Here is a 25,090-nt window from a genome sequence, read left to right as displayed (position 1 = left end):
TTCAAAGATGACAGTTGTGTCTTCTCTGCTTGGAATATGCTGAGTATCACTTTCTCTATGGCCAATACCCCGACGAGTCAGAAACTATGAATCTGCGTAAAACCAATTGGATCGCCATGTTCGAGCAGGCGGACGAAGCCATTTTTCTGACCGATAGCAGCGGGCGCATTCTGGATGTTAACCGTTTTACCAGCGACAGTCTGGGCTATCCCCGAGATGAGTTGCTGGAACTGTCGATGGCCGATATCGAGGTTCGGCTTGCCACGCTCGAGACTGGGGTGTTGGCTTCGGTGGAGCCGGGTCTGCATTTATGTCGCTATCTTTGCAAGGATGGTCGCAGTTTGGACGTCGAGGTACGGGTCAGCACGATCGACGATTCGCAACTGGGGTGTTGCCTGCTGTTGATCGCCCGAGATATCTCTGAGCGTCTGGCGTTCGAGACACAGCTGCAGGAACAGAACCGTCTGCTGAACAATATCCTCGCCAATATTCCTCATTCGATCTATTGGAAAGAGCGCAACCTGGAATTTGCCGGTTGTAACGACACGTTTGCCCGCAATGTCGGTTTGCAGAGCCCTTCACAGGTGGTTGGTAAAAGTGCTGCCGATCTGTATGGGAGCACCGAAGAGGGGATCCACTTTCAGCAGTGCGATGAAGAGGTCATGGCCAAGGATTTTCCGTTGCTCGGTTTCGAAGAGCAACGTCAGCGGCCCGACGGCACAACGTCGACCCTGTTGACCAACCGGGTTCCCTTGAAGAATGCAGCCGGTCAAGTGAACGGACTGCTCGGTATTTACACTGATATTACCGATCGCAGGTTGGCGGAGGAGGCATTAGCAAAAAGTGAAAGTCGGCATAAAAAGCTTTCTCAGGAATTTCAGACCCTGTTAAACGGTATCCCCGATTCGTTGATGCTGCTTTCTCCCGATCTGCAGGTGGTATGGGCCAATCAGGGCACGGCCAAACATCTGCAACAGGATATCGACAGCCTTCCGGGGACCTATTGCTACAACATCATGGACCAATCTTCTGAACCCTGTGCTGACTGCGTGGCTCTGGCCAGCTTCCGCAGTGGCGAATCCTGCGAAAATGTTATAGAGACTGCTGACGGGAGAGTTTGGGGAATCAAGGCGTTTCCGATCAAAAATAGTCGCGGCAAGGTGGTTAACGTCATCCATCTGGCGAGTGATATCACCGAAAAAAAGAAATTGCGTGAAGAGTCGGAGCGCAGCGGACGACTGGCCTCGTTGGGGGAGCTTTCTGCAGGGATCGCCCACGAAATCAATAATCCCAACGGTCTGGTGCTGTTAAATCTTCCTTTATTGCAAGATTCCTTTAACGATGCATTGCCGATCCTTGAGAATCATTTCCTCGAGCACGGCAATTATCAACTGGCCGGATTGCCATATGAAAAGATGCGTCATGAAATTCCACGCCTCTTCGATGAAGTGCGGGAGGGCTCGCAACGGATCAGGCAAATTGTTGATGATCTAAAAAATTTCGTTCGCGCTGAACCGAGCGAAAATCAGGAACCCTTCGATCTCAATCTTTCGTTGCAGAAGGTGGTCAGACTTGCGGCGAATAAACTGAATGAATCAACCGGGAATTTTTCCAGTCAATATGCCGAAGGGTTGCCGCTGGCGATAGGCAACTCGCAGCGAATTGAACAGGTGGTCCTCAATCTGCTGCTCAATGCATGTCAAGCGTTATCGGGAAGGGAGCGGGGCATTGAGCTCTGCTCTGCGGTTGACGACGTGGGAAAAAATCTTCTTGTTGAAATCACAGATCAGGGCTGTGGCATTGATGCTGCTGACCTGCCCAATATCACCGATCCATTCTTTACCACCCGCCGCGAGATGGGCGGGACCGGTCTGGGGTTATCCATTTCGGCAAGGATTGTCAAAGAGCACAAGGGGGATCTAAGGTTCGAATCGACCCCTGATGTCGGCACCAAGGTCACATTGAGCCTCCCGATCGGTAAAGGATGATCGCTATATGCGAGTGAAACGGAATACGGCATTGAGTATTTTGCTGGTCGATGATGAACCGTCGTGGTTGCACGGTATCACCCTTACCCTTGCTCGGGCAGGGTTGAGTCAGGTGACACAATGTTCTGACAGCCGCAAAGTGTTAGAGATTTTAGAGTCGGAAACCATCGATCTTATCTTGCTTGACCTGACAATGCCCTATCTCAGCGGTGAAGAGTTGTTGCCTTTGATTGCGCAGGATTATCCCGAGATTCCGGTTATTATCCTGACCGGTATGAATCAGATCGAAACCGCAGTTAATTGCATGCGCCTGGGAGCGTTCGACTTTTTCGTCAAGAGTGTCGAACCCGAGCGCCTTATCCTTGGCATCCAGCGGGCGTTACGGATGCTGGAAACCGAGCGAGAAAATCAACGTATCAAGTCGTCGCTCTTTGAGGCGGAACTGCGGCATCCCACTGCTTTTGCTGAAATTGTTACCCAGAATGAACAGATGCGCACCCGCTTTCAGTATGTCGAGGCGATTTCACGCGGGACGCAACCGATTTTGATTTGTGGTGAGAGCGGCGTCGGTAAGGAATTGATTGCCCGGGCAATCTTTAATCTCAGTGGCCCGGAGTTGCCCTTTGTTGCCGTCAATGTTGCTGGTCTGGATGATAATATGTTTTCCGACACCCTGTTCGGTCATTTAAAAGGGGCTTTTAGCGGGGCGGAGAAAAGTCGACCGGGGATGATCGAGCAGGCCGGTACGGGGATTTTGTTTCTCGATGAGATTGGTGATTTAGGCTCGGCCTCGCAGGTCAAACTACTGCGCTTACTGCAAGAAGGGGAATACTTTCCGCTTGGCAGTGATAGCGCAAAACACTGCCGGGCCAGGATTGTTGTGGCAACCAACCGGGATCTGGCGCAAATGCAGGCCACAGGCAGCTTCCGCAAGGATCTTTATTATCGGCTCAAGACGCATCAGGTCACTTTGCCGCCATTGCGTGAACGGCGCGATGACCTGCCACTGTTGCTGGAGCACTTTCTGCAACAGAGCGCCGCTGAACTGGGGATAAAGAAACCGACGTCGCCGCCGGAACTGGCGGTGTTGCTCGCGACCTATCATTTTCCCGGAAATATTCGGGAACTGGCCGGGATGGTTTATGACGCGGTCAGCAGACACCAGGGGGGCAAGCTTTCGCTGGAATCATTCAAACAGGCAATCGGAACTGATACCGCACCGATAACGCCAACCGATCAAGCGACAAGCGTCTGTTCCACGTCGCCGCTACTCTCTTTTCACGAGCGCCTGCCAACGCTCACGGCCGCAGCCGACCTGCTGGTTACCGAGGCTTTGCAGCGCTCGCAGGGCAATCAGACGATTGCTGCACAACTGCTCGGTATTTCCCGTCCTGCCCTGAGTAAACGGCTGAAAAAAAGCCGCGAAAATGCCGAAAAAACCCCGTAACTTTTTTCACTCTCTGTTGAGTGGTTACGCTGAAAATACCCATCTATAATCAGTAGCTTACCTTTAATTCTTCGCGTGCCTAGTAACTCTGGTTTCCTCCCCTTGAATATTGCCCATCTCGTTTGATTTGCTCTGTTTAATGATATGGTTCGCATGGTTAGCGAATTGTAATTCACTTGGCATCCTCCTTGCTCATTTCTGAGTCACTGATCCATCTATTAGCTTAAGAGGTTTCGTCGTGAATGATTTTTCGATACTTATCCTCGACCCCCTTTCTGAGCGGGGCCGTAATGCTGGTTTTTTGCTGCAATTAGCAAAGTACCGGGTATCGGTGGTTGAAAATGACGATGAGGCTTTCAACTGGATTGTTAGTCGGCGCGATTCTGCTGATTCACCTGCATTGCTGTTGGTTAACGATTGTTATGCAGAAATGCCGATTTTTACGCTGCTCGCTGAATTACGGCGGCAAGGGGTCTCCTTGCCGGTGTTGTTCGTCGAGCGGGGAGCCGACTCTGCTTGTTTGACCGCTCTTGGCGCATTGGAAGCGGTCTATTTTTGTCGTCCGGATACGATGCTCACTCGGATCAGGGCTTTGACGCAATAAATCATAATCCGTTGACTGGATAATGTGGTGAATCCAAATAGGGAGATATCTCAATTGTTAATCAATGAAAATAACAGTTATCGCCAGTTACTCAGTAGTACCCCTTATCGATGCTTGCTCGGCGGAATTCTACTGAGCGTCGTTGTTGCGATCATTTTGCTTTTCAGCCAAACGGGCGGGCTTGCCGTTGGCCTGTTGATCGGCGTTTCTTGCGCCTGGGGAATCCTCCTTTTTATCGCCATCAAGACCGCCGCCGGCAAATCCGAAACACGCTTGCAGGTGCTGGATCAGTCTTTGGGCGGTTTTGCCGATGAAACCAGTGGCTTGCTCGATTCCCTGGCAAAGGAACTGAGTAGTCAGTTTCAGGGGATTAACGGCGAAAATGACCAGATTCAAGAGATCCTTTCTGATGCGATCAATAATCTGGTCAACAGTTTCACCGGGCTCAACGAACAGGCCCTGCGGCAGAAAGATCTTGCCGTGTTGCTTACCGGGGCCAAAGACCAATCGGTCAGCGCCGGACAGCAATCTGCCTCCAACTCGATGAGTTTTGAAACCTTCCTTTATGAAATCGATCAGGTGCTCAGAACGTTTGTCGCCGCGGCAGGGCAGAATGGGCAACTGGCAGAGCAGTTGGTTGTGCAGATGAAGCAGACCACCAGCCAGTTCAACGCTGTGTCGAAGTTGCTGCGAGAGATAAAGAAAATTGCCGATCAGACCAACCTGTTAGCGATTAATGCCGCCGTTGAAGCGGCCCGAGCCGGGAGTTCAGGCAAGGGCTTTGCCGTGGTTGCCGGAGAGGTGCGGAACCTTTCCGAGCGTTCCAACCGTTTCAGTGAGGAGATCGGTGATTCAGTTAACGGCATCTCCGAAGCGTTGTTGTCTGTCGAGTCGTCAATTGATGAGATGGCAAAAAAGGAAATCCGTCTGGTGGCAGATGCGACCAGCAAGGTTGATGGATTGATCAGGCAGTCTCAGGATTTTAATCGCGAGGTTGCCGAATCCGCGCAAGAAATATCGAGTATTTCGGAAAAAGTTGGGGCCGAAGTTGGGGCGGCAATCACCTCGTTGCAGTTTCAGGATATGGCCTCGCAGTTGATTAATCATGTCAACGGCAGGCTACAGAGTATGGATCCGATTCTGGAAAGTTTGTCGACCTTTGCCGCTCAACAAGAGGTGGGTGGGTTAGAAACGCTTGAAGCCCGTTTGGAGTCGATGTTGTTGCAACTGCGCGAGATTTCGACCCGGGTTGACAATGTTGAGCACAATCCAGTTTCGCAGCAAAGCATGGACGAAGGCGAGATTGAACTGTTTTAGAAAAAGTTACATGACCAAAACAAGCTTCATAAGAGGAGGAAGATAGATGGCTAAAACAATCCTGGCAGCAGATGATTCACGGTCAATTCTGCAGATGGTTTCGATGACGCTCAGGGGCGCCGGTTATCAGGTCGTCGAGGCGGCCGATGGACAGGCTGCCTACGAGTTAGCCGCACGGCAGAGTTTTGCGTTGGTGATCACCGACCTGAACATGCCGAGGATGGACGGGATCACCTTGATCCAAAAATTGCGGGCAACGCCGTCCTACAAGTTTACGCCGATGCTGATGCTGACCACCGAAGCTGGCGCGGCGTTTAAGGCGAAGGGAAAAGCGGCCGGGGCAACTGGCTGGTTGGTAAAGCCTTTTGATCCACAAAAGTTAATTGCCACCGTTAAGAAGGTCATCGGCTAGCAGCTCATGCCGAGGCTATTTCCCGCTTATAAGCAATACGCTGCCTGGCCGGGGGCAAAATGACGCAGAGGATAAGATGATCAATCTGGATCTGAAGCAATACTTTGAAGAGAGTGAGGACGGCGCAGTGCTGCTGATTGAGGGCGATGCCACTCTGGAACATGCCGCCGAAATGAAGCAGGCCCTGCAGGCGCTTTTTGCGACCGCGGGACAATTGAGTATCGATTGCGAAAAAATCACCAGTGTCGATCTGTCTGGTCTGCAGTTGCTCTACAGCGTCCGCCAGACCGCCAGCGCTCAAAGTCGGCGCTTAAGCTTTGATGTGAGTTTACTGCCGGTTTTTCAGCAAGCCCGCCTAGATAGCGGATTTCCCCATGGCTGGATGGCGTCGGCAGGCGAGTTGCCGAACACTGTACCAGGTCAGGAGGCGGCGGAATGTTAGATGAACAGCAAGCCGCCTTCCGCGAAGAGGCCGCAGAATTGTTGGCAGATCTGGAAACCGCCCTGCTTGAGCTGGAGGAAAACCCCGCCGATCAGGAGATTGTTGCGCAGGTTTTCCGGGCCATGCACACCATCAAGGGCTCGGGGGCGATGTTCGGTTTCGACGCCATCTCCTCCTTTACTCACGAAGTGGAAACGGTTTACGACCTGGTGCGCAATGATGTCATCCCGGTGACCAAAGAATTGGTCGATCTCTCTCTTGCTGCCCGTGATCAGATCACCGCGATGCTTGAAGCGGAGACGGAAAGCAGCAGCGTTGATCAGACCCGAGTCGAGGAGTTGGTGATCGCTTTTCGTCGCTTGATTCCCGCTGAAGAAGCGACAACGCCGCCGCCAACAGCAGAGGTGTCCTTCTCCGCAGAGCTTGAGGTAGACGCCGCCGATCTGACTTATCGGGTGCGTTTTCAGCCGCCCAAGGATCTTTTTCTCAATGGCACCAACCCGGTGGCGTTGCTCGATGAACTTCGCGAACTGGGGACCTGTCAGGTGGTGGCGCAAGTCGATGAGATTCCCCTGTTAGAAGATTTCGATGCCGAAGCCTGCTACACCTACTGGGATATCATCCTCACCACCGGCCGTGGGATTGATGCGATTCGCGATGTCTTTATCTTTGTTGAAGATGACAGCGATATCAAAATCGAATCGATCGCGGCCGACGGTGCGGATAAACGGGTTGGCGACATTCTGGTGGAGCGGGGTGCTGTCACCCAGGAGACCATCGACAGCCTGCTTAGTGAACGTAAGCTGCTCGGTGAAATGCTGGTTGACGGTGGCGCCGTGTCCGATGGTCAGGTCCAGTTGGCCTTGGCGGAACAGCGGCAACTGAAAGAAGTCAGCAAGGTGCGGGAGAAAACCGAAGCTGTTCCCAGTATCCGGGTGCCGGCCGATAAGCTCGATCGCCTGGTCGATCTGGTCGGTGAAATGGTCACCATCCATTCCCGCCTCAACCAGACGGCGATTCAGCGCGAGGACCCCGACCTGATCAATATCGCTGAAGAGGTTGAACGCCTCACTGGTGAGCTACGTGACAATACCCTCAATATCCGTATGTTGCCGATCGGCACGACCTTCAGCAAATTCAAGCGCCTGGTGCGTGATCTTTCCAATGAGCTGGGCAAGCAGATCGATCTGGAAACCTCCGGTGCCGAAACCGAACTGGACAAGACGGTGATCGAGAAGCTCAACGATCCGCTGGTGCACTTGATCCGTAACTGTATCGATCACGGTGTCGAATTACCCGCAGAGCGTGTCGCTGCCGGCAAGCCAAGCCAGGGGATCGTACATTTGGCGGCGATCCATTCCGGTGACAGCGTCATTATCGAAATTACCGATGACGGCAAAGGGCTCGACAAGGAAGCCATCCATCGCAAGGGGCTTGATCGTGGCGTGATTGCCGAAGGGGAGGAACTGAGCGATCAGGAACTCTATCAGCTGATCTTTGCCGCTGGCTTCTCCACCGCCGCCAATGTCACCAACGTCTCCGGTCGTGGTGTCGGCATGGACGTGGTCAAGCGGGCCATCGAAGCGTTGCGCGGCAGTATCGAAATCGACAGCACGCTGGGTAGCGGCACCTGTATCAGGATCAAAATTCCCTTGACGCTGGCGATCATCGAGTCGTTGCTGGTCGAAATCGGCGGTGAGCGCTTCGTTTTACCGCTGGCGCAAGTGGAAGAATGTATCGAACTGAGCCGCGAGGATGTGGCCAAAGCGCATGGCCGCAATCTGGCCAATGTGCGCGGTCAGCTGATCCCTTACATTCCGCTGCGCAAGACCTTTGCCATTGATGGGCAACCGCCGGACATGGAACAGGTGGTTATTTCCAGTGTTGCCGGACAGCGGATCGGATTTGTTGTCGATCACGTCATTGGTGAGCATCAGACCGTTATCAAGAGTTTGGGACGGATGTATCGGGATGTGCATGGTGTCTCCGGGGCAACCATCTTAGGTGATGGTACGCTGGCTTTAATCCTCGATATTGCTCAATTAACCCACGAAGCAGACCGGCAGGAGCGAAGTTTTGTCACTTAGCGGGCCTTCGCTGTAAAGAGTGTCATGGCCGATCAAAATATCAGCACAACAGAGGAGGTTTTTTAGATGAGTGTGGAAACGATTAACGAGACCGGTCAGTACTTGACCTACAAATTGGGGGACGAAGTCTTCGCTCTCGACATCGGCAAGGTGCGCGAGGTGCTCGACTTTACCACCGTGACCAAAGTTCCGCAGACTCCGGAGTTTATGTGTGGCGTGATCAATCTGCGCGGCAGCGTTGTCCCGGTGATCGACATGCGCCTGAAGTTCGGGATGTCGAAAACCGAACAGACGGTCAACACCTGCATCATTATCACCGAAGTGACCATGGATGATGAAACCACGGTTCTGGGTGCGCTGGCGGACTCGGTTCAGGAGGTGCTTGATTTGGGGCCGGAGCAGATTGAGCCGGCGCCACGGATCGGCACCCGGCTGAAGACCGAATTTATCAAGGGCATGGGCAAGCAGGATGAACAGTTCATTATTATCCTCGATGTTGACAAGGTTTTCTCCGCCGACGAACTGGCTCTGGCCCAGGGGCTGGAAAGTTCGGAGCCGCCCACGGGCATTGCCGCCGAATAAGGAAGCTACCCCGGCGGACTGCGGTTTTGTCGGGTCACGAAAATTCTTTATAAAGGAAAGATCACCATGAAAAACCTGAAACTGGCTTATAAGATTTTTGCCTTGAGCATTGTCATCATCGTTGCTTTCACGCTCACTATTGGCTTTGTCTACCAGCAGGCAAAAAAGAATCTTTTTGCTGCTAAAAACACCGAAGTTCAGCATGTTGTAGAGTCGGCCTGGGGGGTTATTGCTCATTATGCCAAGCAGGAAGCTGATGGCATAATGAGCACCGAGGGCGCACAGCATGCCGCTAAGGAAGCGATCCGAGCGACCCGTTACGATGGCGATAACTATTTCTGGATCCAAGACCTTAATGCCGTGATGCTCATGCATCCGATCAAACCCGCGATGGAAGGTAAGAGTTTTCTCGCTGCCAAAGATCCGGCCGGCAAGCCATTTTTTGCCGAAATGACCAATATTGTCAAGCAGAAGGGAGAGGGGTTTGTCAACTACGTCTGGGATAAGCAGGGCTTCAATGAGCCGGTGGGGAAAATCTCTTTTGTCAAATTAGTCCCGGCCTGGAACTGGGTGGTCGGCAGTGGTGCCTACGTGGATGATATCGAGGCGGAACTGAACAAGATTTTCTATCAGGTGCTGATAGCGCTGGTGGTGGTGGTGATCATTGCCCTGCTGCTGGTCTTCTTCATCGCTCGCGGGATCTCCCGTCCGCTCGCCCAGGCGGTCGAGATGATCCAGCGGCTGGAAACCGGCGATCTGACCACGCAACTTGATTTTGAGCGCAAGGACGAAATCGGCCAGATGGCTAAGGCCCTTAATTCGATGTGCAGCAAGGTCAGTGAGGTGGTGAACAACGTCAAGGTGGCTTCGGATAATGTCGCGGCCGGCAGTCAGGAACTTTCGAGCAGTTCCGAGCAGATGTCCCAAGGGGCGACAGAACAAGCTGCCGCCGCCGAAGAAGCTTCTTCGAGCATGGAGCAGATGAGCGCCAATATCCGCCAGAACGCCGACAACGCCATGCAGACCGAAAAGATTGCTATCAAGAGTGCCGTCGTGGCCAAAGAAGGTGGCGAGGCAGTGACCGAGACGGTGGTGGCGATGAAGGAGATTGCCGGTAAGATCTCGATCATCGAAGAGATCGCCCGTCAGACCAACCTGCTGGCCCTTAACGCCGCGATCGAAGCGGCCCGCGCCGGCGAGCATGGCAAAGGTTTCGCCGTGGTCGCTTCCGAGGTGCGTAAGTTGGCCGAACGTAGCCAGAACGCCGCCGCCGAGATCAGCGAACTCTCCAGCAGCAGTGTCGACGTCGCGGAAAAGGCCGGCACCATGCTTGGCGAGATGCTGCCTGATATCCAGAAGACAGCTGAGCTGGTACAGGAAATTGCCGCGGCCAGTAAGGAACAGGACACCGGTGCTGATCAGATCAATAAAGCGATCCAGCAGCTCGACCAGGTGATTCAGCAGAACGCCTCCGCCTCCGAAGAGATGGCCTCGACCTCCGAGGAACTCTCCTCGCAGGCCGAGCAGTTGCAAGATAGCATCTCCTTCTTCAAGGTTGCCGGCAGTAGCGCTGGCAGTGGCGCGCATTTTAGTCGACCTGCCGGGCGGTCGACGGTTGCAAGCAAGCCGCAGGTTCAGCGGGCGCTTCCTCAGGCTGCCGCTCAGGCAAGCAGTTCCGGCGGGCTTAATCTCGACCTGGGACTCGATGCGGATGCCAGCGATCAGGATTTTGAACGCTATTAATTATTTTTGATCAGCAAGGCTCGGGGTGGGGAAACCTTCCCCGAGCCAGCATTTAAATTTATTTTATTTGGTTTTTCCATGGTGGACTTATGGCCTTAAGCAGCAAAGATTTCGAACGTTTGAGCAGCTTTATCTATGCCGAATTTGGTATCAAGATGCCTTCGGCCAAGACCACGATGCTGGAAGGTCGCTTGGCTCGCCGGTTGCGCTTACTTAAATTAAACACCTACACAGAATACTGTGATTTTCTGTTCAGCGAGGCAGGCAAGAAGACTGAACTGGTCCATTTGATCAATGCCGTAACGACCAATAAAACCGATTTTTTTCGTGAGCCGGCCCATTTCGAATATCTGACTCAAGCGGTTCTTCCCGATCTTGCTCAAACGCGGGGGGCGGGAGTCCGCAATCAATTGAAAATCTGGAGTGCCGGTTGTTCGACCGGGGAAGAGCCCTATACCCTGACGATGGTGTTGAGTGAATACCAACGCTCCCACCCTGAGTTTTGTGCCGGTTACAACCTTTTGGCAACAGACATTTCAACCCGGGTTTTGCAGCTGGCAAAAAATGCCGTTTATCATCACGATCGGATCGAACCGGTTGCCCAACCACTGCGTAAAAAGTACCTTCTTCGGAGCAAGGACCGATCAAATCAGGTCGTGCGTATTACTTCTGATCTTCGGGCAAAGGTGACCTTTGGGCACCTCAATTTCATGAATGAGGACTTCGGCTTACGGGAAAAGCTGGATATCATTTTCTGCCGCAACGTAATTATATATTTCGACAAAGAAACTCAGGAACGGTTGATGAACAAGTTCTGCCGTTATCTGGCTCCTGGCGGCTATCTGTTTCTCGGTCATTCTGAGTCGCTGCATGGCTATAATGTGCCTCTCGTTCAGGTGGCTCCGACCGTTTATCAGAGGCAATGATGAATTTTGCCGTCGATAACCAGACATCACTTTTTCTCAAACCGGGAGAACTTGCGGTCACTGAAGTCCCGACCCGGGTTTCCACGGTGCTTGGCTCTTGCGTTGCCGTGACGTTCTTTAATCGGCGTCTGCAGTACGGTGCCATCTGTCACGCCATGCTTCCGCACGGTCGTGGCGATATCAGCTTCAAGTATGTCGATGGTGCATTTGATTACATGTTGGGGCGTTTTGCCCTGGCGGGAATCGAGCGGCATGAGATCGAGGTTAAGCTGTTCGGTGGGGCCGATGTGCTACCGAAATCCGAATCACAGTATGCTCCACTGTCTGTCGGACGACAAAATATCGTTGCCGCCAAGGCATTGATAGAGCAAGAAGGTTTACAGTTACAGGCGTCAAACGTCGGGGGGCCGCTCGGGCGCAAAATCCATTTTTTTACCCATACGGGTGAAGTTTTGCTGAAGCGGGTTGGCGGGGATTCTTGAGGATAAGAGCAGAGAGATGATGAAACCCCCTAAACGATATTATTTTGCCTCCATTTTCTTGCTGGTCATGGTGCTGATTGCCGGCTCGGTGTTGACGTCATTATTAGTCGATTCTGCCGAACGGGAATATCATCATGATCTGCTCGATCATGCGCAGATCTCAGCAAACAGCTTCGATGCCGAATTGATCGCTGCTTTGGCTGGTGACGCGACGCAACGGGCCGCCAGCTGCAGTGAGACCTGGCAGCGATTGCGGAAGGTCCGGCAGGTGGTTCCTGACCTGCGTTATGTTTACCTGATGAACAACGTCGACGGGCAGGTCCGTTTTCTGGCCGATTCCGATGATGCTCCCTGTAGCGATTATTCTCTTGAAAGCGGGCTTTACGACGAAGCGTCTGTTGAACTTAAGCAAGTTTTTAATGATGGCCAGGCCTTTTTTGAGGGCCCTCTGACGGATCGCTGGGGGGAATGGATTTCCGGAATCGCACCGATCCATGATTTCGAAACTGGACAGGTGGTTGCTGTTCTCGGGCTCGATGTTGATGCTAAAGCCTACAGTGAAAAAGTTGCAATCTTTCAGGCCTTTGGCATCGCAATCAGTTTGTCGATTGGACTGTCTCTGGTGCTGTTACACCATGTTGTCTGGCGAACCAAGCTCAGTAGAGATAAGCTGTTCCAGTTGAACCAGGCGTTGACCCAGGAAATTGAAGAGCGCAAGCGGGTTGAAACCCGGCAAGCGGAACATCTGCTGTTTGCTCAGGTCTTGTTGGACGCTATCCCTTCACCTGTTTTCTACAAAGACGCCAACGGCGTCTATCTTGGCAGCAATCGTTCTTTCGCCGCATTTCTGGGGCGCCAGCAAGAGGAGATTCCCGGCAAAACGGTTTATGATTTTTTTCCTGCAGAACAAGCGGATTTATACACCCGAAAAAATCGCGAAATCTATGAACTTGGACCCCGTGGACAACAGGTTTACGAGACGACGGTGCTCGCTGTCGATGGCAAGGAGCATTCGTTTATCAGTTATATGGCCAATTTCCCCAACGCTGATGGGGCGCTGGGTGGCGTGATCGGCATCTCTCTGAATATCACCGAACGCAAAGAGATGGAAAAGGCCCTGCTGGAGAGCGAGACCCGTTTCCGGTCAATTTTTTACAGTGCCGCTGCCGGGGTCCTTGTTGTTGATCGCAAGGGGCATCTCAGGCAGGCCAATCCGGCTTTTTGTCGCTTTCTTGGCTATAGCGAAGCGGAAATGTTACAGATGGACCATACCATGGTCACCCATCCGGACGACCTGCCTGCTTCTTTGCAACGGTACAAAGAGGCAGAACTCAGCAAGCCAGCACATTTTGAACATCAGAAGCGCTATCAGCGTGAAGATGGTAGCGTTGTCTGGGGGCAGATCACCGGGTCCTGGGTTTACGACAGTGAAGGAAAACCCGACCACGCGATCGTGTTGGTTCTCGATATCACCGCAAGTAAACTGGCGCACGATGAACTGCAGGCGCAGAAGGAACTGCTGAATAATATCATCGATCATGTCCCGGCCTCGATTTTCTGGAAAAACCGCGATTTAACTTATGCCGGTTGCAATCAGGCACTGGCGGAACAGGCCGGATTCTCCAGCCCTGCCGAGGTGGTTGGTAAAACTGATTTCGACCTGCCGTGGAGAAAAGAGGAGGCCGATTTCTTCCGCGAGTGTGACCGCAAGGTCGTGGAGTCGGGCCAGCCTTTGTTAAATATTGAGGAGCCCCAGAAACAAGCCGATGGCAAAGATGCCACTTTGCTGACCAGCAAGGTGCCATTGACTGATGCCGCTGGTGAAGTCATCGGCTTGCTCGGCATATTCACCGATATCAGTGAACGTAAGGAGCTGGAAAAAACGCTGGAAAACGAGCGTCAGCGGCTGTTTGCTCTGCTCGATAGCTTGCCGGCGGTTGTTTGTCTGGTGGCTGCCGATCATTCTCTGCCGTTTGCCAATCAGGAGTTTCGCACTATCTTTGGCGACCCGGAAGGGCAGCGTTGCAATGACCTGCTGGGCGATTGTGAATTTACCTGTCAGGCTCTTGAAGGTGGCCAAGGCACAACCTTCAAAGCAATTCAGTCTGGCAACTCCGAGGCAGAGACCCGTACCTTTCCCAATCAACGCGACTACCAGATCTATAAATACCCTTATCTGGAAGCTGACGGGACCTTGTTTATTCTGGTTTTGGCGATTGATATTACCGAGCGTCAGCAGGCCGCGGCGGAAATACTGCGCGCCAAGGAACAGGCAGAGAATAATAGTCGCAGCAAAAGCGAATTCTTAGCCAACATGAGCCATGAGATTCGTACGCCGATGAATGGCATTATCGGCATGACGGAATTATTGCTCGACAGTCCGCTGGATAGAGAGCAGCGGGAATGCTTGCAGATGGCCAACCAGTCGGCTACGTCACTGCTGTCTCTGTTGAATGACCTGCTTGACTATTCCAAGGCGGAAGCCGGGAAAATGGAACTCGAGAAGATCGATTTCGACCTTGGTCTGTTGCTGCAGAGTGTTCTCAATCCGGCAAAGTTGGAGGCGCAACTCAAAGGGCTTGAAATCGGTTCGGAGTTTGACTCGAAGTTGGCGAAAATCTACCAGGGAGATCCGGTGCGCTTAAAGCAGGTGCTGGTCAATCTGGTTGGCAACGCCCTCAAATTTACCCACCACGGGGCGATTAACTTCCGGGTGGGGAAAATCCGCAACGATGGCGAAATCAGTATCGTTCAGTTTTCAATCTGTGATACCGGGATCGGTATTCCTGCGGACAAGCTGGAGTATATTTTTGACAGCTTTGCTCAAGCCGACGGATCTTCATCACGGGAGTTTGGCGGGTCCGGCCTGGGGCTGGCAATCTCCAAGGAACTGGTTGCTTTGATGGGCGGCAAAATCTGGGTTGAGAGTGTTGTCGGACTGGGCAGCAGCTTCCATGTTTCTTTGCCGATGAAGATTGGTGAAGCCGCCAATATTAAAACCATCAGGCCGGTGTCTCCCCGACTGCTTCAGCAAAAGTCGCAGCTGAAGGTCTTGTTGGCTGAAGATAACCCCGTCAATCAGCAACTGGTGTTGCGCATGTTGGAAAAATCGGGTCATCGGGTCACGGTTGCCAACGACGGACAAGAGGCGCTTACTGCGCTTAAAGGAGAACCTTTTGACCTGGTGCTGATGGACATTCAGATGCCGAACCTCGACGGCATTGAAACGGCCCGGCTGATTCGTGCCGGGGGCGAGGGGATCGATAATCCGCTGCTGCCGATCATTGCCCTGACGGCCCATGCGATGACGGGGGATCGCGAACGTTTCCTCGCTGCCGGTATGGATGATTACGTCAGTAAGCCGATTCATGCTGCTGAACTGTTTGCGACGATGGCTCGACTCTGTCCCGTCGAGGTCACCGAAGGATCCTCTGTCGAAGCTAAACTTCCGGCCAACGATGTGCTCGATTTTGAATCTGCTTTGGAACGACTCGACAACGATACCGAACTGTTGGAAGAAGCAGTCGAGGCTTTCCTTATCAGTATCCCGAGTTTACTGGCTAGATTGCAGACCGCCATGCATGCGACCGATTGCCAGTTGATTCAGCGCGAAGCCCATTCGTTGAAGGGGGCCGCGGCCGCCATTGGCGCCAAGCAGTTGCGGGAAACGTCTCTGCATCTGGAAATTGCCGCTGGCGATAAACAGGTTGATAAGTGTTTGCACATGGCTCCAAAACTGGAACGGGAACTGGCCGCGGTGTTCGAGATTCTGAATGCGGACTTTGTTGAGGGTGTGAGCTGATGAAGATCCGCACCAAAATAACCTGTATGGGCTTGCTGCTGGTTTTGTTGACCGCTGTTCCCATCGTCGGTATCGCTGTTTATGAGAAAATTCGCCTCAAGGAAGATATCGGCCAGGAAATGCGTGATCTGGCTGAGAGTGAGGCGAAAAAAGTGGTCCAGACCGTTTACCAGATGGCCAAAGTAATGCAGCAGTCGATCCATGAATCGATGGAGAATAACCTGCGGGTCGCCGAGGAGATCATGACCATTGCCGGAGAGGTCTCTCTGGGCGAAGAAACGGTCGCTTGGCGGGCAATTAATCAATATAGCAAGGAAACTACGTCCGTGAAGTTGCCACGACTGCAGGTTGGCGGTCAGTGGCTGGGACAGAATCGCGATCTGCTGCAGTTGACCATGGTTGTTGACAAGGTGACCGAGCTGGTTGGTGGAACCTGCACAATTTTTCAACGCATGAACGAGCGTGGCGACATGTTACGCGTCGCTACCAACGTAGAAAAACTCGACGGCAGCCGCGCCATCGGCACCTATATCCCGCATTTTAATCCTGATGGTCAGCCGAACTCGGTGGTCGATACCGTTCTTAAGGGAGAGACCTTCTACGGTCGGGCCTACGTTGTTAATGCCTGGTATGTGGCCGGCTACATGCCACTCTGGGATGATGCGCATGAGCAGGTGATCGGTATTCTTTACGTCGGTGAAAAAGAGAAGGACATCTCCAGCCTGCGCAAAGAGATAAACAACATCGTCATCGGTAAAACCGGTTACGTTTGCGTGGTTGGTGCCAAAGGAGAGCAGCGGGGGACCTATCGTATCTCCAGGAAAGGGCAGCGCGACGGCGAAAACCTCTGGGATTCGCAGGATTCTGCGGGGCGTTATTTTGTCCGCGAGATTGTTCATAATGCCTTGGCATTGCCGACGCAGGATGCTGACGGGTCGATCCCAGTTTTTCTTGAGCACTATCCCTGGCAGAATTCAGATGAGAGCGTCATTCGGCAGAAAACCGCTGCCATCAGTTATTTTGCTCCCTGGGACTGGATCATCATGGCCAGCCTTTATGAGGACGATATTGTTGATTCGCAGACCCGAATGGTTAGTGCCCTCGAGAACATGATCCACTACGTTGGCTTGGTCGCCTACATCGTGGTTGTTTTGGCCCTTTTTATTGGCTACCTGGTGGCTTCGGGAATCAGCAAGCCACTGGTTCAGGCGGTCAAGGTCTTCGGTGCTGTTGGCCAGGGCGATCTGGATCTACGCCTGACTCTGAACAGACGCGACGAAATTGGCCAGCTTTCGCGTGCTTTTAACCTGATGGTGCAAAATCTGAAGCAGTTGACTGCATCACGCAATGAGTTGAATCGGGAAGTCGCCGAGCGCCTAGTTGCAGAAAATGAATTGCGCCAATCGGAAAGCCGTTTTCGCACGGTTATTGCTGCCAGTAGTGATGCCATGATTGCTGCCAGTGAACGGGGGAAGATCACTCTGTTTAACCCGGCGGCAGAAGCTATGTTCGGTTACCGTCAAGAAGAAATGATCGGCCGCAGCATCGAAAGTCTGATGCCTGAAGCTTTCAGGATTAATCATCAGCACCATATGGCCAGCTATTTTTCCTGCGGGATGCCGAACCGCGCCATCAACAAGACCGTCGAACTGCCAGCGCAGCGCAGCGACGGCAGTCAGTTTCCGATCGAATTAACCCTGTCCCCCGGGGAATCGGGTGGTCAGCGCTTTATTCTGGCCAGTATCCGCAATATCAGTGAACGTAAGGCGGCAGATGAAATTTTACGCAAAGAGACCGATATTAAACAGGTGCTCTACTCGGTGTTGGAAACGGCGATGGCGGACATCCCCTTGGAGGAGAAATTACAACGTTCGCTGGAGCGGATTCTGACTGCTAAGAGTTTCACCTTTTTGAATAGCGGCTGTATTTTTCTTGCCGACGCGCAAGGGGAAACCTTAAGTATGACGGTGCAGCAGGGCTTGACGGCTGAAATGCAGGGCGATTGCAGCGTTGTCCCATTTGGAACCTGCCTTTGCGGACAGGTTGCCAAAAAGCGCAAGGTGGTTTTTGACGACTGTATTAATTCTCGGCACAACACGGCAGCCGAAATCGCACCGCATGGGCACTTCTGCGCCCCGATTCTTGCCGGAGAGAAGCTGCTCGGAGTACTCAACCTTTATGTCGATGCCGGCCACCAGCCGTGTGAGGATGAGCGGACCTTTCTCGACGCGATCCCACACAGCTTGGCCAGTATGATTGAACGACATTGGGCGGAGGAGCAGATTCATTTCGCTAAAGAAGAGGCCGAGGCAGCCAGCCGGGCGAAAAGCGATTTTCTTGCCAATATGAGTCACGAGATCCGTACCCCGATGAATGGGGTTATCGGCATGACCGACCTGCTGGTCGATAGCGAACTGGACAACGATCAGCGAGAATGCCTCGACATGGTCCGGCAGTCGGCGCAGTCATTGCTTCGAGTGCTCAATGACATCCTGGATTTTTCCAAGATAGAAGCGGGGAAATTATCCCTCGAAAATATCGATTTTAATTTGCAGCGAGCCCTGCAAGGTCCGCTGGCAACCTTTGCTTTGCAGGCTAAGCGCAAGGGGGTCGACTTCTCCTGTCGCGTGGCTCCGGAAATCGCTGCCGATCTGCGGGGCGATCCAGGTCGCTTGGGGCAGGTGTTGGTCAATTTGCTTGGTAACGCCATCAAATTTACCGAAGCCGGGTCGGTAACACTTGACGTTGATTATGTGGCAGGTTGCGGCAGGGACGAACAGCACTGTTTGCAGTTTTCTGTGCAGGATAGTGGTGTTGGGATTCCATCTGACCTTCTGGAACAGATCTTTGACAGTTTTTCCCAGGTGGATGGTTCCGTCACGCGTAAATTTGGTGGGACCGGTTTGGGCCTGACGATTTCACGGAAACTTGTTGCTATGATGGGCGGGCGTATCTGGGCCGAGAGTGTCGAAGGACAGGGGAGTTGTTTCCACTTTACGGTCTGCTTTGAAGCAGCTCAAGGAGCGCCGGTGACAGCTGATTTGGCACCGTCACAAGCACCGGTCAACATTCAGGGGCTGAAGATTCTGGTCGCTGAGGATAACCTGGTAAATCAACGCTTGATTCAGAAACTGCTGGAAAAGAATGGGCATCAGGTCACGCTGGTCGAAAATGGTGATGATGCCGTTAAGGCGTTTGCGCAGGAAGATTTTGCTCTGATCCTGATGGACGTGCAGATGCCAGGAATTGATGGTCTGGAGGCGACCCGATTGATTCGGGAACAGAGTGGTCGCAAGGTTCCGATCATCGCTCTGACAGCGCATGCCATGTCGGGGGATCGAGAACGTTTCCTGGCCGCTGGGATGGATGATTATATCGCCAAACCGATCGAAGCCCGACAGTTGCTGGATATTATTAAAAAGCATTCGCTATAGCGCTCTATCTTTGTAGGCGTTTGGAGAAAACAGGAGAGTAATAATGAAAATTCTGATTGTGGAAGATGACTTCGTCAGCCGTCGGCTACTGCAAAAGATGCTCGCACCTTATGGTGAGTGTGACATTGCCGTAGATGGTGAGGAAGCGGTTAATGCCTTTAATCTGGCAGCCAAGGAGGGGCAACGCTACGACCTGATCTGCCTCGACATCATGATGCCGAAGATGAATGGCCAGGAGGTGCTCAAGACGATCCGTCGGATCGAAAGAGATTTGGAACTTTCTGCGCAAAATGAAGCCAAAATCATAATGACCACTGCGCTTGATTCTCCGCAAAATGTTATCGAAGCCTACTACCAGGGCGGCTGCACCAGCTACCTGGTGAAGCCGATCGAAAAACTCAAGCTGATAAAAACCCTTAAGGAATACAATTTGATCGATTGACAGGGAAATCAAGGTTTTCTGACTAAAGGGCAGCGCCGTCTTTATCCGGCAATACGCAGAAAGTTTTTCTTATGGCAAAAAAAATCAAGGTGATGATCGTTGATGACTCGGCAGTGGTTCGTCAGACCCTGGCGGAGATCCTCTCCAGCGACCCTGAGATCGAAATCATGGCCACCGCCACCGACCCGATTGTTGCTGCCGAGCGTCTCAAAGAGGGGATTCCCGATGTCATCACTCTTGATGTTGAAATGCCGCGGATGGATGGACTGACTTTTCTGCAGAAACTGATGCGTCAGCACCCGATTCCCGTGGTGATGTGCTCCACGCTGACCGATAAAGGTTCGGAGACGGCACTGCGGGCGTTGGAGTACGGGGCGGTCGAGATTATTCAAAAGCCGAAGCTCGGCACCAAGCAATTTCTTCAAGAGTCGCAGGTGCGGATCTGTGATGCGGTCAAGGCCGCCGCTCAGGCCAGGGTTCAGCCGCTTGGCTCGTCAAGCCGTAAGGTCGGTGCCAAACTGACAGCCGATGCCATGTTGGCAAAAGCCTCACCGCGGGCAATGGTGCAGACCACCGAACAGGTGGTGGTGGTCGGTGCCTCTACCGGCGGGACCGAAGCGTTGCGCATTTTTCTCGAGGCACTCCCCGCCGATACGCCGGGAATTGTCATCGTGCAGCATATGCCGGAAAATTTTACCGCCGCCTTTGCCAGACGATTAGACGGACTCTGCCGGGTTAGCGTCAAGGAAGCGGAAGACGGCGACACGGTTTTTCGTGGCCGTGCCCTGATCGCGCCGGGGAATCGGCACGCCCTGCTCAAACGCAGCGGTGCGCGCTACTATATCGAAGTCAAGGATGGGCCGTTGGTCTCCCGGCATCGTCCCTCGGTCGATGTTTTGTTCCGTAGCGCCGCTCGTTATGCCGGGAAAAACTGTGTCGGCATTATAATGACCGGCATGGGCGATGATGGTGCGCGCGGCATGCTGGAAATGAAAGAAGCCGGCGCTTTCAACATCGCCCAGGACGAAGCCACCTCCGTTGTTTATGGCATGCCGAATGAAGCGGTCAAGCGAGGCGGAGTTGATAAATCGCTGCCGCTGCAGAATATCGCTGCAGAAATTTTGCATTTATGCTGATTGGATAATATCGGACTGTAACTTTCTGATTGTTTTCGGACGTGGGCCGAAGACCCCCGATACCGTCCGCGGCCCCCCATGAATAGAGCATCATCTCTTCCGTTGATCTCTTCCCTAGTCAGTCGCTACTGATCTTTGTATCACCGTTTATCTATGGGCTGTTTCTTGCTTCTTAGACCTGCCCCAAATTGCTTTTGAGCCTCCGTCTACTATAGTTATCAACAAGGAGTGTCTATGAGACGGGGACTGATTGTTTTTGCCATCTTGCTTGTCATGGCCAGTACCGGCCATGCTGAAGTGAAACAACTCCACATTGCTCTTGGCAGCGGGTATCCACCTTTTTACTCCTTTGATGAAAATAAGCAACCCAGCGGGATCTGCATCGATATCGTTAATCTGGTGGCGCAAGCGATGAATATCACAGTTCAATATGACAGCTATCCGTGGAAACGTATGCTCAGCTACGGAAAAGAAGGCAAGGTTGATGCTGTTATGCCGTTATTCAAAACTGCTGAACGGGAGCAGTTTCTTAGCTTTCCTGAGGTCGGCTTGGTTGATGAAGACAACAGTTTTTTTATCTCTCCTTCCAATCCGCTTAATTATTCTGGAAAGCTTGTCGAGGTGGCCAATCTTAAGGTTGGCGTCATGGACAATTACAGCTATGGCAAAGAATTTGACAGTATGGATTTTCCTAACAAAACGGTTGCCAAAAGTGCCGAGCAACTCATCATGCTGGTGCAGAACAAACGCATCGATTTAGGCATTGGCAACTCGAAAGTCATTACTTATTTCGCGAAAAAAATGTCAGCGACCGATAAAATCAGGTTTCTGTCTCCTCCGGTTACCGTTAACCCGCTGTTTATCGGTTTCTCTAAAAAAAGGGTCGATCAGGATTTCGTTGCTCGATTCAACAAGCAACTGCAGAAGCTCAAAGCGACCCAGACTTACGCTGAGATCACTCGAGATTACGGTCTCTGATTGGGATTGCCATAAAAAATCGTTCGGAAAAGAGAAGGTCAATCAATTGAGCTCACGACTGTTTCCGTAGACTATAGCCATGCAAAGTATTGCAAAAAAAATCTCAACCGGAATTGCCTTGTTGATTGTTGGTGCCTTTGCTGTCGCATTGACCGTCAATTACTGGACGGTTCTGATTCAAGCCCAATTGGCCCACCAGAAACAATTAACCCATCAGTTAACGTTGCTAAGCAACAGCCTTGATGCTCCGCTATGGTCTTTCGATGAAAACACGATTGTGTTGATTGGTGACGCCTATATGGCAAGTGCCGATGTCGTGAGTTTGAAGGTTTTCTCTTTGGGGACCGAAGAAGCAATTTTTCAGCGTGAGAAAGCCATTGATGAAAAAACCATCTATGGGCAGAGGCAGATCGCACATGATGGTGAAATTATCGGCCATATCGAAATTGGTCTAAGTGGGTCCGGTTATTCTGCCATGCTTTCCCGTCTGCTGACTTACAGCGTTATTGTTGCCCTTTTGATTGTCGCGTCTTTGTTTATTGTCATGCAAAAGCTAATTCGAGAGTATCTCATAAAGCCATTGAGAATCCTGGAAGTCTGGACGGAGCAACTGGCTAAGGGGAATTATGACAGTCCGCCACTCGATATTCCCGCGCGAGAACTGACCGCTGTTGTGCAGAAATTCTATAATATGGCTGAAGTAATTCAGCGGCGTGAATTGTCACTGCAGAATAGCGAAAGTCGATTTCGAGAATTGGCGAATTTATTGCCGGGGATAGTTTATGAAACCGATCTTGATGGCCGCATAACATACACCAATCAAACCAGCTTCGACATCACACTGTACAGCCCCGCAGACATTCATTCTGGTCTGTTGCTGACGGAACTGATCTGTGAAAGCGATGTTGCTCGCGCTCGTGAGAACGTCAAATCAATACTCTCCGGCCGGCAAAATGAAGAAGGCAGTGAGTATCTTGCGGTAAGGAAAGATGGTTCCACTTTTCCCATGCTTTCATTTTCAAGTCCCATTACAAAAGACGGTCAGGTTATGGGGCTGCGTGGAATCGGTATTGATGTTAGCAATTTAAAAAGACTTGAAGAGCAACTCTTACAAGCTCACAAAATGGAAGCCATCGGTACCATGGCCGGTGGTATTGCCCACGATTTTAATAATTTGCTGGCAATTATTGAGGGCAATATAGAGATCCTCCAACGGAAGCATAAGGCCGGAAATTCTTTCGATAAAAATATTGGTAACGTCAAAAGCGCCACCGGCCGCGCAATAAATCTTGTAAAGCAAATCCTTGCTTTCAGCCGTCAACACGAACAGGCCTTTGAGCCTGTTGACCTTAAACTTGTTGTTGGTGAATCCTTAAGACTCTTGCGCTCAACAATTCCCACTTCGGTTGAAATTGCATGCTCGATTGAGAATGTTTCTGTTTACGTGAATGCCAATGCAACTCAATTACAACAGGTTGTCTTCAATCTCTGCACAAATGCTGTTCATGCTATGCATGAAAAAGGACTGTTGACGGTTGCGCTGGAAGGGCTGGAACTGGCAAGTCAGGATATCCCCACCATATCCGGGGCGCAGATCGGCAGCTATGCCAAGCTCTCAATTAGAGATACTGGTAGTGGTATGGACAAGAAGACCATGGACCGAATATTTGATCCTTTTTTCACCACCAAGGAGGTCAATAAGGGAACCGGTATGGGACTGTCGGTTGTGCATGGTACAATCAAAAAACATGGTGGATTTATTACTGTTGACAGCAGCCTTGATCATGGAACGACATTTAACGTTTATCTTCCCACCATCGAAGAGGCAGTAACAACAGCGGTTGCAATTACACCGGAATCGTTATCGTTAGGTAGCGAGAAGATCCTTGTTGTTGATGATGAGGAAGGTATTGCCGCGATGTATGTTGAGCTGTTGGGTTCCCAAGGCTACCAGGTCACCAGCATGACCAGCAGTACCGAAGCGCTGGATCTTTTCAAGAAAAGCCCGGCTGATTTTGATTTGGTTCTTACCGACCTGACGATGCCTGGGTTGTCTGGAATCGAGTTGGCCAGTGAACTAATGATGATCAGGCAGGATATCCCCATTATCCTTTGTAGTGGCTTCAGTGCTAAAATATCTGAGGAAGATGTCAGGCAGATGGGTGTTCGCGAATTCTTACAAAAGCCTGTGGACAGGGCAAGGTTGACCTCTACTATCAGGAAGATTTTAGCCGATGCCGGTCACCATTCTTCTCCTCAAAGTGGTGATTCAGGGAGGCCGTGACCGACATGAAAACTGTGTTGAACAAAACGGTTGCTTGTTCTTTTATTCTGCTGGTTTTCTGTTTGTTTCTCCCAGGGGTAGCTTTTACCTTTGATAAAAATCGAGCATTAGAGGCAGCCACCCTGAATTATCCCCCCTACGAATATCAAGAAGCTGGAATGCCAACCGGTCTGGCGGTACGAATCATCCAGGCGGCGGCTAGACGAGCTGGCGTGAAACAGGTTAATTTCAATTTTTATCCGTGGAAGCGGGCGGTCATGCGCACGGAAATTGGTCAGGCCGATCTCCTATTCAATGCCGGTAAAAACGAAGGTCGGCAGCGGTGGGGGATTTACGCTGATAGCGTTTTGATTTTGCAAAAGTATTATCTCTTTAAAAGAAAGAACTCTGCTTTTGCCCTGGACAAAAATTATGCAGGCATGGAGACACTCAGAATCGGTGTCCGCAGAGGCTATCTTTATGGATCCGGGGGCTTTCGCAAGGCCCTGGATAATCACCGCTTCAAAAAAGTGATCCTGACCGACTCCACCGAACAGAGCGTCCGCATGTTATTAGCCAACCGGATCGATCTTTTTGTTGGAGATAATCTACCGGTCACCCACTTGCTGTCCGAGCAAGAACTTATGGGGCAAATAGATCGGGTTCAAGAGTCAAAAACAGGGAACGATGCCGTTGTTCTGACGTGGCCAACCTATCTGCTTTTTTCCAAGAAAACAGTCAGCCATGAATTTGTTCAAGAGATGTCTGAGGCGTTGGATGAGATGAAGCGGGATGGGAGTTTTGATCAGATTATTGATGAATTTACCCCCAAAATACCTTGAAGAAAAATCACACCAGCGGATTCCAATCGGAAGGATTGAGAAAAAAGTTGCTAAAGATGTGCGAATGCAGAGGGTTTTTCGATTGACGAGGGCAAGCCTTCTACATTAAAAAGAAAAAGAGGATTTCAGGCCCGCTACCCGCTTTGGGTGCGTTTGTTTTTAT

At 51.7% G+C, this 25,090-nt stretch carries 18 protein-coding genes; all 18 read left to right on the top strand.

All coding sequences use genetic code 11. The features are described from left to right. Positions 1-86 precede the first annotated feature (86 nt). The 18 genes from ACZ5PT_RS19320 (at position 87) to ACZ5PT_RS19235 (ending at position 24,927) form a co-directional block, all read left to right on the top strand. A complete protein-coding gene (locus tag ACZ5PT_RS19320) occupies positions 87-1,988 on the top strand; it encodes a PAS domain S-box protein (protein ID WP_464264646.1) in 1,902 nt (633 codons plus the stop codon). 7 nt (positions 1,989-1,995) lie between these two features. After that, positions 1,996-3,435, top strand: coding sequence for a sigma-54-dependent transcriptional regulator (locus ACZ5PT_RS19315; protein WP_464264645.1), 1,440 nt, complete (start codon positions 1,996-1,998; stop codon positions 3,433-3,435). A gap of 238 nt (positions 3,436-3,673) precedes the next feature. Beyond that, entirely contained in the window at positions 3,674-4,039 is a 366-nt protein-coding gene (locus ACZ5PT_RS19310) for a response regulator transcription factor (protein WP_464264644.1), read from the top strand. A gap of 54 nt (positions 4,040-4,093) precedes the next feature. Further along, on the top strand, positions 4,094-5,356 hold the full coding sequence (locus ACZ5PT_RS19305) for a methyl-accepting chemotaxis protein (protein WP_464264643.1): 1,263 nt from the start codon (positions 4,094-4,096) through the stop codon (positions 5,354-5,356). A gap of 46 nt (positions 5,357-5,402) precedes the next feature. Next, positions 5,403-5,768 carry a response regulator gene (locus ACZ5PT_RS19300; protein ID WP_464264642.1) on the top strand — a complete coding sequence of 122 codons (366 nt, stop codon included), beginning with the start codon at positions 5,403-5,405 and terminating at the stop codon, positions 5,766-5,768. A 76-nt stretch (positions 5,769-5,844) separates the two neighbouring features. Further along, entirely contained in the window at positions 5,845-6,210 is a 366-nt protein-coding gene (locus tag ACZ5PT_RS19295; RefSeq protein ID WP_464264641.1) for an STAS domain-containing protein, read from the top strand. Further along, complete coding sequence (locus ACZ5PT_RS19290) at positions 6,204-8,297, top strand: chemotaxis protein CheA (RefSeq protein ID WP_464264640.1); 2,094 nt, start codon at positions 6,204-6,206, stop codon at positions 8,295-8,297. Before ACZ5PT_RS19295 ends, ACZ5PT_RS19290 begins: the two co-directional genes overlap by 7 nt. Before the next feature lie 66 nt (positions 8,298-8,363). Further along, complete coding sequence (locus ACZ5PT_RS19285) at positions 8,364-8,879, top strand: chemotaxis protein CheW (RefSeq protein ID WP_464264639.1); 516 nt, start codon at positions 8,364-8,366, stop codon at positions 8,877-8,879. Between the two features lie 66 nt (positions 8,880-8,945). Next, complete coding sequence (locus ACZ5PT_RS19280; protein WP_464264638.1) at positions 8,946-10,622, top strand: methyl-accepting chemotaxis protein; 1,677 nt, start codon at positions 8,946-8,948, stop codon at positions 10,620-10,622. An 89-nt stretch (positions 10,623-10,711) separates the two neighbouring features. Continuing rightward, positions 10,712-11,548, top strand: coding sequence for a CheR family methyltransferase (locus ACZ5PT_RS19275; RefSeq protein WP_464264637.1), 837 nt, complete (start codon positions 10,712-10,714; stop codon positions 11,546-11,548). Continuing rightward, positions 11,548-12,030, top strand: coding sequence for a chemotaxis protein CheD (locus ACZ5PT_RS19270; RefSeq protein ID WP_464264636.1), 483 nt, complete (start codon positions 11,548-11,550; stop codon positions 12,028-12,030). The genes ACZ5PT_RS19275 and ACZ5PT_RS19270 overlap by 1 nt, the downstream gene beginning before the upstream one ends. Before the next feature lie 16 nt (positions 12,031-12,046). Then, positions 12,047-15,832: a PAS domain-containing hybrid sensor histidine kinase/response regulator gene (locus ACZ5PT_RS19265; RefSeq protein WP_464264635.1), complete on the top strand. Its 3,786-nt coding sequence runs from the start codon at positions 12,047-12,049 to the stop codon at positions 15,830-15,832. Then, on the top strand, positions 15,832-19,266 hold the full coding sequence (locus tag ACZ5PT_RS19260) for a Cache 3/Cache 2 fusion domain-containing protein (protein WP_464264634.1): 3,435 nt from the start codon (positions 15,832-15,834) through the stop codon (positions 19,264-19,266). Before ACZ5PT_RS19265 ends, ACZ5PT_RS19260 begins: the two co-directional genes overlap by 1 nt. Positions 19,267-19,309: 43 nt before the next feature. Further along, positions 19,310-19,708 carry a response regulator gene (locus ACZ5PT_RS19255; RefSeq protein ID WP_464264633.1) on the top strand — a complete coding sequence of 133 codons (399 nt, stop codon included), beginning with the start codon at positions 19,310-19,312 and terminating at the stop codon, positions 19,706-19,708. A 71-nt stretch (positions 19,709-19,779) separates the two neighbouring features. Beyond that, positions 19,780-20,844 (top strand): protein-glutamate methylesterase/protein-glutamine glutaminase, encoded by a 1,065-nt coding sequence (locus ACZ5PT_RS19250; RefSeq protein WP_464264632.1) that lies wholly within the window; start codon positions 19,780-19,782, stop codon positions 20,842-20,844. Between the two features lie 234 nt (positions 20,845-21,078). Continuing rightward, positions 21,079-21,822, top strand: coding sequence for a substrate-binding periplasmic protein (locus ACZ5PT_RS19245; RefSeq protein ID WP_464264631.1), 744 nt, complete (start codon positions 21,079-21,081; stop codon positions 21,820-21,822). Positions 21,823-21,901: 79 nt separating this feature from the next. After that, positions 21,902-24,106, top strand: a complete 2,205-nt coding sequence (locus tag ACZ5PT_RS19240; protein WP_464264630.1) for a hybrid sensor histidine kinase/response regulator — start codon at positions 21,902-21,904, stop codon at positions 24,104-24,106. 5 nt (positions 24,107-24,111) lie between these two features. Next, complete coding sequence (locus ACZ5PT_RS19235) at positions 24,112-24,927, top strand: substrate-binding periplasmic protein (protein ID WP_464266772.1); 816 nt, start codon at positions 24,112-24,114, stop codon at positions 24,925-24,927. Positions 24,928-25,090 lie beyond the last annotated feature (163 nt).

Source organism: Desulfuromusa ferrireducens, assembly GCF_055389805.1.
The sequence above is the reverse complement of the archived record's forward strand: the minus strand, read 5'-3'. Positions and strand labels throughout refer to the sequence as shown.

Coding starts and splice junctions, on each gene's coding strand:
- ACZ5PT_RS19265 (WP_464264635.1), top strand. CDS start 12,047: ATGATGAAACCCCCTAAACGATATTATTTTGCCTCCATTTTCTTGCTG.
- ACZ5PT_RS19240 (WP_464264630.1), top strand. CDS start 21,902: ATGCAAAGTATTGCAAAAAAAATCTCAACCGGAATTGCCTTGTTGATT.
- ACZ5PT_RS19270 (WP_464264636.1), top strand. CDS start 11,548: ATGAATTTTGCCGTCGATAACCAGACATCACTTTTTCTCAAACCGGGA.
- ACZ5PT_RS19245 (WP_464264631.1), top strand. CDS start 21,079: ATGAGACGGGGACTGATTGTTTTTGCCATCTTGCTTGTCATGGCCAGT.
- ACZ5PT_RS19260 (WP_464264634.1), top strand. CDS start 15,832: ATGAAGATCCGCACCAAAATAACCTGTATGGGCTTGCTGCTGGTTTTG.
- ACZ5PT_RS19315 (WP_464264645.1), top strand. CDS start 1,996: ATGCGAGTGAAACGGAATACGGCATTGAGTATTTTGCTGGTCGATGAT.
- ACZ5PT_RS19280 (WP_464264638.1), top strand. CDS start 8,946: ATGAAAAACCTGAAACTGGCTTATAAGATTTTTGCCTTGAGCATTGTC.
- ACZ5PT_RS19290 (WP_464264640.1), top strand. CDS start 6,204: ATGTTAGATGAACAGCAAGCCGCCTTCCGCGAAGAGGCCGCAGAATTG.
- ACZ5PT_RS19300 (WP_464264642.1), top strand. CDS start 5,403: ATGGCTAAAACAATCCTGGCAGCAGATGATTCACGGTCAATTCTGCAG.
- ACZ5PT_RS19285 (WP_464264639.1), top strand. CDS start 8,364: ATGAGTGTGGAAACGATTAACGAGACCGGTCAGTACTTGACCTACAAA.
- ACZ5PT_RS19275 (WP_464264637.1), top strand. CDS start 10,712: ATGGCCTTAAGCAGCAAAGATTTCGAACGTTTGAGCAGCTTTATCTAT.
- ACZ5PT_RS19255 (WP_464264633.1), top strand. CDS start 19,310: ATGAAAATTCTGATTGTGGAAGATGACTTCGTCAGCCGTCGGCTACTG.
- ACZ5PT_RS19235 (WP_464266772.1), top strand. CDS start 24,112: ATGAAAACTGTGTTGAACAAAACGGTTGCTTGTTCTTTTATTCTGCTG.
- ACZ5PT_RS19320 (WP_464264646.1), top strand. CDS start 87: ATGAATCTGCGTAAAACCAATTGGATCGCCATGTTCGAGCAGGCGGAC.
- ACZ5PT_RS19250 (WP_464264632.1), top strand. CDS start 19,780: ATGGCAAAAAAAATCAAGGTGATGATCGTTGATGACTCGGCAGTGGTT.
- ACZ5PT_RS19295 (WP_464264641.1), top strand. CDS start 5,845: ATGATCAATCTGGATCTGAAGCAATACTTTGAAGAGAGTGAGGACGGC.